Annotated in this window: 14 protein-coding genes and 1 other annotated feature; of the genes, 3 read left to right on the forward strand and 11 right to left on the reverse strand. The window is 34.8% G+C overall.

Going from position 1 to position 13,441, the window contains the following annotated elements; genetic code table 11:
• Positions 1-31: 31 nt before the first annotated feature.
• Together ACP5QL_RS03840 and ACP5QL_RS03845 are read left to right on the forward strand one after the other, a co-directional pair.
• Positions 32-1,222: an aminotransferase class I/II-fold pyridoxal phosphate-dependent enzyme gene (locus tag ACP5QL_RS03840; RefSeq protein ID WP_428125495.1), complete on the forward strand. Its 1,191-nt coding sequence runs from the start codon at positions 32-34 to the stop codon at positions 1,220-1,222.
• Entirely contained in the window at positions 1,209-1,862 is a 654-nt protein-coding gene (locus ACP5QL_RS03845) for a cyclodeaminase/cyclohydrolase family protein (protein WP_273333739.1), read from the forward strand. The genes ACP5QL_RS03840 and ACP5QL_RS03845 overlap by 14 nt, the downstream gene beginning before the upstream one ends.
• Here ACP5QL_RS03845 and ACP5QL_RS03850 read toward each other — a convergent pair.
• From ACP5QL_RS03850 to mnmA, 9 genes are all read right to left on the reverse strand, one after another.
• Positions 1,859-3,085 (reverse strand): zinc-dependent alcohol dehydrogenase, encoded by a 1,227-nt coding sequence (locus ACP5QL_RS03850; protein WP_012583067.1) that lies wholly within the window; start codon positions 3,083-3,085, stop codon positions 1,859-1,861. The genes ACP5QL_RS03845 and ACP5QL_RS03850 overlap by 4 nt on opposite strands.
• Before the next feature lie 21 nt (positions 3,086-3,106).
• On the reverse strand, positions 3,107-3,868 hold the full coding sequence (trpA, locus tag ACP5QL_RS03855; RefSeq protein WP_272996096.1) for a tryptophan synthase subunit alpha: 762 nt from the start codon (positions 3,866-3,868) through the stop codon (positions 3,107-3,109).
• Positions 3,865-5,070: a tryptophan synthase subunit beta gene (trpB, locus tag ACP5QL_RS03860; protein ID WP_012583065.1), complete on the reverse strand. Its 1,206-nt coding sequence runs from the start codon at positions 5,068-5,070 to the stop codon at positions 3,865-3,867. The genes trpA and trpB overlap by 4 nt, the downstream gene beginning before the upstream one ends.
• The gene (locus ACP5QL_RS03865; RefSeq protein ID WP_012583064.1) at positions 5,051-5,671 is read right to left on the reverse strand and encodes a phosphoribosylanthranilate isomerase; all 621 of its coding nucleotides are present in this window, start codon (positions 5,669-5,671) and stop codon (positions 5,051-5,053) included. The genes trpB and ACP5QL_RS03865 overlap by 20 nt, the downstream gene beginning before the upstream one ends.
• The gene (locus tag ACP5QL_RS03870; protein ID WP_272996099.1) at positions 5,647-6,423 is read right to left on the reverse strand and encodes an indole-3-glycerol phosphate synthase TrpC; all 777 of its coding nucleotides are present in this window, start codon (positions 6,421-6,423) and stop codon (positions 5,647-5,649) included. Before ACP5QL_RS03870 ends, ACP5QL_RS03865 begins: the two co-directional genes overlap by 25 nt.
• Positions 6,420-7,430: an anthranilate phosphoribosyltransferase gene (gene trpD, locus ACP5QL_RS03875; RefSeq protein ID WP_428125501.1), complete on the reverse strand. Its 1,011-nt coding sequence runs from the start codon at positions 7,428-7,430 to the stop codon at positions 6,420-6,422. Before trpD ends, ACP5QL_RS03870 begins: the two co-directional genes overlap by 4 nt.
• On the reverse strand, positions 7,423-8,001 hold the full coding sequence (locus tag ACP5QL_RS03880) for an anthranilate synthase component II (protein ID WP_012583061.1): 579 nt from the start codon (positions 7,999-8,001) through the stop codon (positions 7,423-7,425). The genes trpD and ACP5QL_RS03880 overlap by 8 nt, the downstream gene beginning before the upstream one ends.
• A gap of 1 nt (position 8,002) precedes the next feature.
• Positions 8,003-9,400: an anthranilate synthase component I family protein gene (locus tag ACP5QL_RS03885; protein WP_272996104.1), complete on the reverse strand. Its 1,398-nt coding sequence runs from the start codon at positions 9,398-9,400 to the stop codon at positions 8,003-8,005.
• 64 nt (positions 9,401-9,464) lie between these two features.
• Positions 9,465-9,738, reverse strand: a binding site (T-box leader).
• Between the two features lie 76 nt (positions 9,739-9,814).
• Positions 9,815-10,864, reverse strand: a complete 1,050-nt coding sequence (mnmA, locus tag ACP5QL_RS03890; protein WP_272996118.1) for a tRNA 2-thiouridine(34) synthase MnmA — start codon at positions 10,862-10,864, stop codon at positions 9,815-9,817.
• Between the two features lie 163 nt (positions 10,865-11,027).
• On the opposite strand from mnmA, the gene ACP5QL_RS03895 reads away from it, so the two are divergent.
• Positions 11,028-12,191: an ROK family transcriptional regulator gene (locus ACP5QL_RS03895; protein ID WP_272996105.1), complete on the forward strand. Its 1,164-nt coding sequence runs from the start codon at positions 11,028-11,030 to the stop codon at positions 12,189-12,191.
• Here the strand turns inward: ACP5QL_RS03895 and ACP5QL_RS03900 are convergent.
• Both ACP5QL_RS03900 and ACP5QL_RS03905 read right to left on the reverse strand, forming a co-directional pair.
• Positions 12,162-13,028, reverse strand: a complete 867-nt coding sequence (locus ACP5QL_RS03900) for a metallophosphoesterase (protein ID WP_012583057.1) — start codon at positions 13,026-13,028, stop codon at positions 12,162-12,164. The two genes, ACP5QL_RS03895 and ACP5QL_RS03900, sit on opposite strands and share 30 nt — an antisense overlap.
• Entirely contained in the window at positions 13,025-13,441 is a 417-nt protein-coding gene (locus ACP5QL_RS03905; RefSeq protein ID WP_012583056.1) for a hypothetical protein, read from the reverse strand. Before ACP5QL_RS03905 ends, ACP5QL_RS03900 begins: the two co-directional genes overlap by 4 nt.

Here is a 13,441-nt window from a genome sequence, read left to right on the forward strand (position 1 = left end):
AAATTTATAATTTTAAAGAAGGTGAAGGAGTATGGATTTATTTGATAAGATAAAGAAAGTAGAATATTTACAAGAAGCAAGGATAGCCATTGACCAAGGGATTTATCCCTTTTTCTTACCGCTTGAAGAGACTGAAGGAACAGAAGTGGTTATAAATGGTAGAAGATTGATAATGCTTGGTTCTAACAACTACCTTGGCTTAACCACCCACCCCAAAGTGAAAGAGGCAGCAATAAAGGCAATAAAAGAATATGGTACTAGTTGTACCGGTTCCCGATTTATGAACGGTACATTAAAGCTTCATAAAAAATTAGAAGAAAAACTTGCGGAGTTTTTACACAAAGAAGCAGCTCTTGTTTTTTCAACAGGGTATCAGACAAATCTTGGCACTATTTCTGCCTTAATTAGCAAAGGGGATATCGCTATAACTGATAAAGAAGATCATGCATCCATAATTGATGGATGCCGACTTTCTCAGGGAGAGATGAAAAGATTTAAACATAATGACATGGAAGATTTGGAAAAAGTTCTTGCTTCCTGCTCTGATAATGCAGGAAAATTAGTCATTGTAGATGGGGTATTTTCTATGGCTGGAGATATAGCACCCCTTCCTGAAATTGTAAAGTTATGTGAAAAATATGGGGCAAGACTAATGGTAGATGATGCTCATTCCATTGGAGTGCTGGGAGATCACGGAAGAGGAACTGCAAATCACTTTGGACTTGAGGACAAAGTAGACATAATTATGGGAACTTTTAGTAAATCTTTTGCAAGCCTTGGTGGATTCATAGCGGGAGATGAAGATGTAATATTCTACATACAACATACTGCAAGATCCTTTATATTTTCTGCAAGTATGTCACCAGCAAATACTGCAGCAGCCCTCGCAGCTTTAGAAGTCATGCAAGAAGAACCTGAAAGAATTGACCATCTCTGGAAGATAGCAAATAGGATGAGAGAGGGCTTAAAATCCCTTGGTTTTGATATTGGAAACAGTTGTACTCCAATTATTCCTATATACATTAGGGACCGTTGGAAGACAATCTACATGTGGAAGGAACTTTTTGATCTTGGAGTCTATTGCAATCCTGTACTTCCTCCTGGTGTTCCTCCTAATCAATCCCTACTTAGAACCAGCTATATGGCGACTCACACTGAAGAACAAATAGACAGAGCCTTAGAAATTTTTGAAAAGGCAGGGAAGAAAGTTGGAATCATATAGTAAAATAAAACTCATTAATCGAGCCATAACAGAATTTATTGAACTCTTAGCCTCTCAAGAACCCGCCCCAGGAGGGGGAGCTGCATCTTCTTTGGTAGGCGCTATTGGGGTTGCTCTTTCTTCAATGGTGGCAAATCTCACCGTGGGGAAGGAAAAGTTTAAAGATAAAGAGGAATTAATGAATGAAATAATAGAAGAAAACAAGAAAATTCAAAAAGAACTTTTAGAATTAATAGAAAAAGATGCCGAAGCCTTTTCCAAGGTAGCAAAAGCTCTAAAAATGCCTAAAGGTACAGAAGAAGAAAAAAATAAAAGAAAAGAAGCATTAGAAACTGCACTAAAAGAAGCAGCCCTTGTTCCCCTTGAGATCATGAGAAAAAGTATAAATGCACTAAGACTCCTTGAAAAATCCCTTGGAAACTCTAATCCCAATGCAGTAAGTGATATAGGAGTTGGAGCAGTATGTCTTAAAGCTGCTCTTCAAGGAGCGTGGCTTAACGTAAAGATTAACTTAGCAAGTATAAGAGATAAAGATTTTGTGAAAAATATACAAAAAGAAGCAGAATCCCTTTTGAAAGACGGGATTCTGCTTTCTGACAAAATTTATGAGGAAGTAGAAAGTATATTACAAATAACTTAAAACACAAAAGCCGATTTTATCAAACCATATTTTCCTCGGAAAAAGTTCATCTCTATTGCCTTTTTATATTCCTCAAGCTTGAAAGTATGGGTCAAGAGCGGGGAAAGATCAAGACCTTCTTCCATTAACTGTAAAGCTATGCCATATCCTCTTTTCCTCTCACCCCTAAAAATTTCTCCACTACTACTATTGGTACCTGCTACTCTTAATTCTTTAAACCAAACAAAAGTCCAATCTACCCTCTTGGTAACCCCTGCAAGCCCCACAAGAACAGTTGTTCCTCCCTGCTTTGTAAACCTCAAAGCATCATCTATAGAGTCATCGCTTCCCACACACTCAAAGACTACATCTGCTCCACCCACCATTACAGGCTTTCCAAGAAGAGGTTTTAAAAGCTTAGCAGAGGTTAATTCAGCCACTTTTTTATAAAGTTCCCATTTATTCAAACCTTTTGTATATACCACTTCATCTGCCCCATAATGTTTTGCAAACTCTCCTTGAAACTTATATCTTGCAAGAACAATAATTCTTGTCTTACTCCCCAACGCCCTTAAAGCACTAACTACATTTATGCCTATACTTCCAGATCCAACCACAATCACTGTATCGCTATCCTTTGGGAAGTTTCTCATTACAGGATGTAAAGCTGAACAAAAAGCATCCACAAGAATAGCATTCTCATTAGAAACTTTATCAGGCACCTTAAAGAGCTGAAATTGATTAGCCACATAGTATTCTCCCCAACTTCCGCCTGTATCCCTACAAGATCCAATCATAAGACCAGGAGAAACTATACCTTCATTAAAATTCATACATTGGGAAAATTCAAAATTTTGACATTTCTCACATGGAGGATATATTTCTCTGGCATTACAAGACAAAGTAGGATCTGCTATAACCCTATCTCCTACCTCAAATCCCTCAACTTCATCTCCTTTTTCTACTATAATTCCTAAATTTTCATGTCCTATAACAAAAGGAAAAGAAGCAAAAGGAGAGGTAGAAGGACTATCATGTAATCTAATAAGACCTATGTCACTGCCACAAATTCCTCCCATCAAAGTTTTTATCTTTACCCATTTACCGCTGGGAAGTTTTGGCTCAGGATATTCTCCATATCTTATACAGGAAAAAATATTGTAATAAAAAGAATGATGCACTTTTCCTAAAGCTTTACTTATTAAATATCTCGGTATACTTTCCTCAAACCACACTGCCTTCATATTTTTAGTCCTCCTAAAAATTCATAATGTAGCTCTATAAAGCTCATCAAAATATTCCTGAATATCCTCATTATTTAAAAGTCTCTTCCCTATAGCACTTCCCACAATTACTCCATCAACTAAGCCTTTTAAAGCAGCTATTTGAGAACTATTACTTAAACCAAAACCCCAAACAAGAGGTTTATCAGTTTCTTTTTTAATCCTACTTATAAAAGACACTCCCTCTTCAGGAAGTTTGTCCCTTTCTCCTGTCACTCCTTTGACAGAGATACAATAAAGAAAACTTGGAGCCATTTTTAAAATCTTTTTCATCCTTTCATCCCTTGTGGTAGGAGAAATAAAAAGAATAAGATCAAGGTTATATTTATTAAATAGAGGAATTAAAGTTTCTGCCTCTTCCATAGGAAGATCAGGTATAACTAATCCTTTAATCTCCGTATCCTTGAATCTTTTCAGATTCTCTTCAAGCTTATTCTGAATTAAATTAAAATAAAGTAGAAGAATAACATCAATATTTCTCGAAACTCCCGACCTCACAAGCCAATCAAGAGTACTATTTAAATTTACTCCCCTTACCATCGCCCTGTAATTTATCTCCTGTAAAACGGGACCATCAGCCACTGGATCCGAAAAAGGAACCCCAAGCTCAAGTATATCAATCTTATCCTTGTTCTTCAATAAAAAACCCTCCAAAAAATCAAAACTGGGAAATCCTGAAACAAAAAAGGGAATAAAAAATAGAGATTTACTTTTATTTTTGAATTTTTCTAATAAATTGCTCATTCTTTCTCCCCCATGTAATTTATTATTATTCCTAAATCCTTGTCTCCTCTTCCCGAAAGGTTGATTATTATAATAGGTTCTTCTTCAGGAAAATCTTTTCTATGCTCTATTACATATCCTATGGCATGAGCACTCTCAAGAGCAGGAATAATTCCCTCCAACTCCGAAAGAGTCAAAAAACCCTTCAATGCCACATCATCAGTAGCTATATCGTATTTTACTCTTCCAATCTGAGCAAGGAAACTATGTTCAGGACCCACCCCAGGATAATCCAAACCAGCAGATATGGAATGAGTAGGAGAAACATTCCCATTTTCGTCTTGTATAAGATACATCTTAGCCCCGTGAAGAACCCCTACTTTTCCAAAATTTATGCTTGCAGAATGTAAGCCAGATCCTAACCCCTTTCCTCCTCCCTCAACTCCTATTATCTTTACATCTTCCTCAAGAAAAGGATAAAAAAGTCCTATAGAATTGCTTCCTCCTCCTACGGAGGCTATCAAATAATCAGGAAGTCTTCCTTCTATCTCTAATATCTGATTCTTGGCTTCTTCGCCTATTATTTTTTGAAAATCCCTTACAATAATGGGATAAGGATGAGGACCAACTACTGATCCCAAAAGATAATAACTATCTTCAGGATGTGCTACCCAATCCCTCAATGCCTCATTTATTGCTTCTTTTAAAGTCCTTGAACCAACCTTTACAGGAACTACTTCTGCACCTAAGAGTTTCATCCTTAGGACATTAATCTTTTGCCTTTCACAATCTTCCTCTCCCATATAAACTGTGCACTGAAAACCAAAAAGTGCAGCTACAGTAGCAGTAGCAACACCATGTTGTCCTGCGCCCGTCTCTGCGATTAGTCTCCTTTTTCCCATGTATTTAGCAAGCAGTGCTTGTCCTACAGCATTGTTTATTTTGTGAGCTCCTGTATGGCATAAGTCTTCTCTCTTTAGGTATATCTTTGCATTTAGCCTTTCTGAGAGATTTTTTGCAAAATAGAGAGGAGTTGGTCTTCCCACATAGGTTTTAAGATAATAACCTAATTCCTTTTTGAATTCTTCATCATCTTTGTATTTATTATAAGCTTCTTCTAACTGAAGTAATGGTTCCATTAAAGTCTCAGGAACAAACCTTCCTCCAAATTCTCCAAAGTATCCTCTCTCATCGGGAAGATTTTTAAAGTCTATTTTTCTCATAATCTCTCACCTTTCTCATAAAATTTGATATCTTAATAAGATCTTTTTTGCCCTTTTCTATTTCAACACCGCTGGAAAGATCCAAACCAAACGGATCAAGCTCTAAAGCCATATCTACATTACTCTCATTTATACCTCCTGCTATAATCACCTTCTTATCCACGTAATTTTTTACCTTTCTTATAAATTCTTCAAAACTCATATCTGATTTCTTGCTTTTATCTAGCAAAATATAAGCCAATTTGGAAAATTTTTCTATATTCTCTTCTAAGTCAACTTCTTCATCTATATTTAGAGCCCTAATCAAGAAATATTCTTTAAACTTTTCTAAAAAAGAAAGATCCTCATTCCCATGAAATTGAATCCCATCAAGAGGAAGAATTTCCAAAACCTCTTTTATTTCTTCTTCAGAATTTCCTGCAAATACCCCTATTTTCATTATATTAATTCTCTTAAGATGGGGGGACATTTTTTTAAGCTGTTCCATGGATATAAATCTGGGAGACCATGGAACAAAAACTAAACCTATGGCATTCACCTTCTCCATTTCGCAATGCAAAGCACTTATTATATCTGTTATTCCACAGATTTTAATCCACATCCCTCAAAAAGTTCCTCTATTTTCTTTTGAGGATCTTGTGAGATCACAATGCTTTCTCCAACAAGAATACCTTTTACTCCATGCTCATAAAGAATCTTTACTTCTTCTCCATCTTTTATACCACTGGCGCTTATCACAAAAGTATCTGCTGGTATATGAGGCAATAACCTTAAGGTGTTATTAATATCTACTTTAAAACTTGTAAGATCTCGATTGTTTATCATAATAATTCTTGGTTTTAAATCAATTACTTTTTCTAAATCTTCTTCATTGTAAACCTCTATTATGGGTTCCATATCAAGCCTCAAGCAAAGATTGTACAAAGCCTTAATATCACTCTGAGAAAGTATCCTTGCTATGAGTAAGATTGCATCAGCACCAAGGAGTCTTCCTTCGTAAATTTGCTCAGGTATAAGAATAAAATCCTTTTGTAACAAAGGTTTCTGAGTAATCTTCCTTACCAAAGATAGATTATTCATACTTGCAGAAAAAGACTCAGCAGTAAGGACCGATATAGCAGATATTTCCTTAGCGCCATCGTATATCCTTGCCATCTCAGAAATGGTTAGAGAAAGAAGTTTTCCCTTCACAGGAGAAGCAGGTTTTATTTCTCCTATTATATTGAATCTATCCTTGCTTAAAACTTTATAAAAATAGTCCTTTTCCTTTTCAGGAAAGCTATTAGGTATTTTATATATTTTATTGAAAATTACTTTTTTCTTCTCCTCTACAAGTTTATCCAAAATATTCATGCGGTCTTCCCCCTCAAGGTTTCAATATATTCATATACTTTTCCTTTCATGATATGATCCTTTACCATATCAAAGCCCTCTTTTACCTCTTTTACTTTTCCTAAAACCCAAAGGGCAAAAGCGCTATTTACTGCCACAATGTCAATATGAGCCTCTTTTGCTCTACCCTTAAAAATGTTCTCTAATATCTTGGCATTTTCCTGAGCATCTCCACCATTAAAATCTTCTCTTTGATATCTCTTTACTCCAATATCCTCAGGAGAAAATTCAAAATAATCTATTTTACTATTTTTTAAATAGGCAAAAACAGTTTTTCCAGACAAAGAGATCTCATCAATTCCATCATCTTTACCGTGATAGAATAAAATATTATCTTTTTTCAAGATTAAAGACGCTTCTGCCATTCTATGCATAACTTTTTCTGAGTAAACCCCAAGAATTTGTCCAGATAAATTAGCAGGATTTAACATAGGACCTGCCATGTTAAATATGGTTCCAATACCAAGTTCTCTTCTCACCTTTACCGCTTTACCTACCACAGGATGAAAATAGGGTGCAAAGATTATGCCTATTCCTTTATCATCTATGTTCTTTGCAATTTCTTCAGGATTATCGCTACATTTGAAGCCCAAAGCCTCAATCACATCAATGCTACCCGCTTTACTTGACATAGCTCTATTACCGTGCTTTGCTACTTTAATTCCTAAGCTTGCAAGAGTAAAAGCTACAGCAGTGGAGATGTTAAAAGTATTTGATTTATCTCCTCCTGTACCACAGACATCTATAGCTGGAGTCTTATTAGGTACTTTTTTTGCCTTTTCATGGAGTACATCCACAAAACCAGCTATCTCCTCTGGATTTTCTCCTTTTAACCTTAAACCGAGAAGAATAGCTCCAAGCTGTGCCTCTGTAATCTCTTCCCTATCAATACTAAGTACTATTTCTCTTGCCTCTTCAAAATTTAAATGCTTTCCTTCAGATATCTTTTTCAAAAATTCTTTAACCATATATGACACCCCCTATTTTTAGGAAATTTTTAATTATTCTTTTTCCAAAAGTTGTAAATATAGATTCAGGATGAAACTGCAATCCATACACTGGTTTATCCTCATATTGAATCCCCATGATAAGTTTGTCTTGTGTCCAGGCTATAACTTTTAAAGAAGAGCTCAAAGAATCTATGTCCACTACAAGAGAATGATATCTTGTTGCTTCAAAAGGATTATTTATACCCTCAAAGATAGGATTTTGAGAGTGATAAATATAAGAAACTTTCCCATGCACAGGAACAGGTGCCCTTACAATCTTGGTTCCAAAAGCCGCAGCGATAGCCTGATGTCCAAGGCAGATTCCAAGAATTGGCAATTTATTCTTAAATTCTTTTACTACTGGAATACTTACTCCAGCATTTTCGGGAATAGAAGGTCCTGGAGAGATGATAATTGCCTGAGGATTTAATTTATAAATATCTTCAATAGTTATTTTATCATTTCGATATACCTTTACCTTACAAAACTCAGCTACATACTGATAGAGATTGTAAGTAAAAGAGTCGTAATTATCTATTAAAAGCACCATATTAAATATCCCCCACAATCTTTATGGCTTCAAAAAGAGCCTTAGCTTTATTTATACATTCCTTATATTCTCTTTCTGGAATAGAATCATAAACAATACCAGCTCCTGTCTGGATAAATAGATCTTTCCCTTTTAAGAGATATGTCCTTATAGTTATGCAAGTGTCTAAATTACCATTTAGAGAAAAATAACCAACTCCTCCTGCATAAGGACCTCTACGATATTTCTCGAGTTCTTCTATTATCTCCATAGCTCGAACCTTTGGAGCTCCAGATACTGTGCCTGCAGGAAAGGAAGCTCTTAGAACCTCAAGAGGGTGAATGCCTTCTCTAACATCACAAGTAACAGTGCTTACTAAATGCATTACATGAGAGTACTTTTCTACATGCATCAGATTTTCACACCTTACAGTACCAATCTTTGCAACCCTTCCAAGATCATTTCTTGCAAGATCAAGAAGCATAGTATGTTCAGCCTTTTCCTTTTCATCCCTAAGAAGTTCTTTTTCAAGAGATATATCTTCTTCCTCGTCCTTCCCCCTTCTTCTTGTACCAGCAATAGGTCTTATCTCTGCTTTCCCTTCTTCAACTTTTACAAGAGCTTCAGGAGAAGAACCAATTAAATATCTATCCTTAAACTTTAAGAAGAACATATAAGGAGAAGGATTTACAAACCTCAAAGCCCTATAAAGAAGGTAAGGGTCTCCCTCATATCTCGTGTAAAATCTTTGGGAATATACCACCTGAAATATCTCTCCTGCTTTTATGTATTCTATAGCTTTTTTAACATTCTCCTCGTATTCATCCTTTGAAGTTAAATTTTCTATTTGTGCATTAATGTTTGCTTTACAAAGATTTCCTACTGGTTTCTTTAAAACTTCCTTAATCTCTGAGAGTTTTTCTTCTATTCTATCTTTTACCTCAAAATTACCTATTTCCTCTTCGGGTATAAGAAAAATCACGCTTATTCTCCTTTTAAGATGATCAAAAACCACTAAAAAATCTACCACCTGAAATTCTGCCAAGGGAAATCCAATAGGATCATGGGTTAAATTAGGGAGCTTTTCCCACTGCCTAACCAAATCATAACCAAAATAACCTACCAATCCTCCAACAAATCTTGGTAAAATTTTCCCATTTTTAACATTAACCACAGGGAATCTTTCAGAAAGATATGTCAAAATGTCAAAATTTACATCATTATTAAAGGTTAAAACTTCTTTGGGCCTCCAGCTTATGAAAGAATACCTACCAACTCTCTCCCCACCCTCTGCACTTTCTAAAAGAAATAAAAAGTCTTCATCCCTTACTTTAAAAAGCAAACTAGACGGAGTTTCAAAATCTCCTGGAAAATCATAAATTATCGGTACATAGTTTTTTGTTGATAAAATCTTCTCCACAATTGGGACCACCTCCCTAAAAGAGTTTTAAAAACCTTCCAAATAAAAAACCCTCTCGCCCTTTTAAAAGGGCGAGAGGGTTTACTCTCGCGGTGCCACCTTTCTTGGGCTACATTGCCCATCTCGTTCTCGGGTACGGGAGTACCACATCGCCTCCGATACCCTTCGCCTTGATAACGGTGGCTACTCCGGCATAGCTTACTCGGGAAGAACATTATCTTCCCTTTCAGTATGCAGCTCCCAGGCCCATTCACTCCCTGCGCAGATAGCCGGCTTCCACCTTACCCGGCCTCTCTGGATCCCGCTTGGGAGCTACTCCTCCTGTTCTCAGCCTTTAAAACAAAACTTTCTTAAATTGTGTCATAAATTATAATACAAAAATAAAAAATTTTCAAATCATAGGTTTTCAAAAATTTACTTTCTTTCAATTATACCTGCACAAAGAACATGATTATCTAAATAGCAGACAAGGATTTGCCCTGGAGTAATAGCCCACTGAGGGTCATCAAATATAAATAAAACTTCTTTTTCTGAAACAATCTTCAATACTCCAGGAGAAGGTTTCATATTATACCTTATCATAGCATAGGCCCTCAATTCTCTTTTCTCTGGAAAATATGAAGGATAATTTACATTAACAGCATAAACTTCTTTTCCAAATACTTTCTCTCTATCTGTTACGGTAACATTCCCCGTGTTAGGATCAATATCTTTCACATAAACTGGCACTCCTAAAGCAACCCTTAAACCCCTTCTTTGACCTATAGTAAAAGAGAAAACTCCACTATGATAACCCACTTCTTTTCCATCTTCCGTAATAATTTTTCCTGGCTTATCTTCAAGATATTTACTCAAAAATCTCTTATAATCCTTATCAGGCAAAAAGCAAATATCCTGACTTTCCTTTTTATTAGCCACAAAAATCCCAAGCTCATCAGCTATTTTTCTTACTTCTTCCTTTGTTAGCTCCCCTAAAGGGAAAAGAGTCTTTTTAATTTGTTCCTGAGTTAACATCCCAAGAAAATAAGACTGATCCTTTTTTAGGTCTTTAGCCCTCATAAGGAGATATGTTTTCCTTTCCTCATCCCAGACCTTTCTTACATAGTGACCTGTTGAAAGAAAATCTGCCCCAAGTTCCTTAGCCTTTTCAAGAAGAAGTCCGAATTTTATTAATTTATTACAGAAGACACACGGATTTGGAGTATAACCATGCTTATAAGATTCCACAAAATATTTTATTATCTTTTCCTCAAATTCCTTCTTTAGATCTACAAAAAAATGAGGTATATTAAGATATTCTGCAACTTTTTTTGCATCTTTAATAGAAGAAGAATAAGCAATGTTCATAGTTAAACCAATAACTTCATACCCTTCTTTTTTAAGAAGGTATGCAGTTATGGAGCTATCCACACCGCCACTCATTCCTACTGCTACTTTAATAGACATTTTATACCTTTTAAGTATGGATTTTTTATAAATTATAAGATTTTTTCATTGAAAAGTCAAACTTAACAAATAAACATAAGTTAAATACTATAATTTAAATTATATCTTTATTTTTCCTTGACAAAATTTTTCTTTCGTTATATTTTTAATTTAAAAATTTTATTTATGGGGAGAAGAAAATATGAAGATAGGAAGACCTCAATTAATTGATGAAGTTAATAAAGGACAAATTTTGAAATTATTGAGAGAAGAAGGCCCTATATCCCGTGCAGAAATTGCAAGAAGATTAGGATTAAGTCGTCCCACTGTCTCTACCCATATAAAAGAGTTATTAAAAGAAGGATTAGTTATTGAAGTAGGAAAAGGAAAAGGTTCTAAAGGAAGAAAAGGGATTCTTTTAAAGTATAATGCAAGACATGGATATTTTCTTGCAGGAGACATAGAAGGATTTATCATGCGCTTTGCCTTGTCAGATCTGTGTGGAGAGATTTTATATGAAAAGGTGTTATCTCTTAATGATTTACGGCAAAAAAATATGATGAAACCAGAAAACTTTATTGACATAATAAAGCAATTTCTAAAAGAAAACAGTGTTGAAGAGAAGAATATAAGAGTAATTGCCTTAGGAATTGCTGGTATTATAGAAGAGGGAAAACTAATCTTCGCACCAAACCTACCTGAGTGGAATCATGCTCCTCTTCAGAATTTAATAAAAGAAGCTTTTCCAGAAACTCAGGTAATTTTAGAGAATGATGTGAATACGGCTGTAATGGGTGAAATGTGGAAAGGAGCAGGAAAAGGTCTTAAAAATATAGTATATTTAAGCCTAAGTACAGGAATAGGTGCGGGAATTGTCATAGATGGTAAACTTTATGAAGGAAGTAATAAGTTTGCTGGTGAAATCGCATATATGGTAGTGGATAGTCACCATGAAAACTTTCCTGGCGTAGAATATACTCCCTTAGGTGCCTTAGAATGGGTTGCTTCGGGAGCAAGAATCATTGAAAAAGCAAAATCCTTCGACTCCAAATATACTCTTTTGGAAATAATCTTCGATGATTACAACAAGGTTGAAGAAATAAAAGTATTAATTGATAGGATCGGGGAATACCTTGGAAAGGCTATAGTAAACATGGTAAGTGTACTTGATCCTGAAGTCATAATAGTAGGTGGAATAGTAGGAAAATTCCTAAATATTTTAATGCGGAAGATAAAGCCAACTATAGAATATTATTTGCCTGTTCCTGTAAAAATCATACCTTCAGCTCTCTATCCAAAAACAGTAGTCTATGGAGCCATATATAGAGCCTTAGAGTTATATCATACTAAGCCTGTGATTATCTAATATCTCTATCAGTATAGAGTTTTGTCTATACTTAGAAATTAAAGACTCAATGGAATCTGCATATCCAATAGCAGGCTTATATACGGTTATATTGCTCACATAAAAGACTCCACTTTTATGCTCATGTCCACATATAACTTTGCCTACATTATTTGCAACAATGACATCTCCAAATTTTTTGCTCCCAAGATAAGCCGAAAAGAAATTCTTAATAGGCAAGATTTCTTCAAAAGGAATAAAATGGGTTATAACAATTTTTTCTATACTTTTTTCCACTTTTAAAAGACTATTTTGAAACTCCTCATATATTAACTCGCAAATCTCCTCATTTCTAAGTACTTTTTCATGGTTATAAAAATTCACAAGCTTCCAATAGGTCTCTCTCCATCTAATACCCTTATACTCTCCCCTTTCAAAGTCCCTTTTACTATAATAACTATCCCCAAGAGAATAATCATACCAACCCATAGTCCCTATTATAGCTAAATTACTAAATTCTAAGGGTTTAAAGGGCAAATATATAAAATCATACCCTTTACAAAGCTCAGGAAGAATTTTGTAATACTTTTGATCGCTGGTAATTTCACCTTCCCTCCAGATATCATGATTTCCTGGAACGAAGATCTTTAATCCTGAAAATTTTCTAAATACCTCTAAAAATAATTCTACTTCCCACAACTTAGCAGAGATATCTCCAGCAAAGACAAAAACATCAACATCTTTACTTGTTAGTTCCTTTAAAAAATCTTTTAGCAATTCCCTCTCTTCAAAAATCTTAAGCCCTCTCCGAATTCTTAGATAATCAATATGAAGATCAGAAATTGCAAAGATCTTCATTTAATAATTCTCAAAAACCTAAAGAGAATCAATATATACCAAACTATGGGCTTTATAAAAGAATAAATATAAGAGTTTTGGACAATCATTTTCTGATATTCTAAAGGAATAAAGTTCAAAATAACCCCATAAATTATTATAAGAATAATACCTCCAACAGCCACTTTTAAAAAGAATCCAGGAAGAGTTAGAAGAAGATATGCAAGAATAAAAGTTAATATAAAACTTGATATATTAGAAGAGAGATTTATGGGAAGTCTTATATACTCCCCATAAATAGGCATAAGCACTGAGGATAAAGAAAAAGCAATTATTAAAGAAACAATTAAGGCAAGCCTGTTAAAAAATAATTCTTTTATTCCCTTTAAAGCAAGCCCTAAAATAGTAACCGTACATATAATATCAAATACCAT

The sequence above is a fragment of the Dictyoglomus sp. genome (genome assembly GCF_049968615.1).
GTDB classification, from domain to species: Bacteria; Dictyoglomota; Dictyoglomia; order Dictyoglomales; family Dictyoglomaceae; genus Dictyoglomus; species Dictyoglomus turgidum.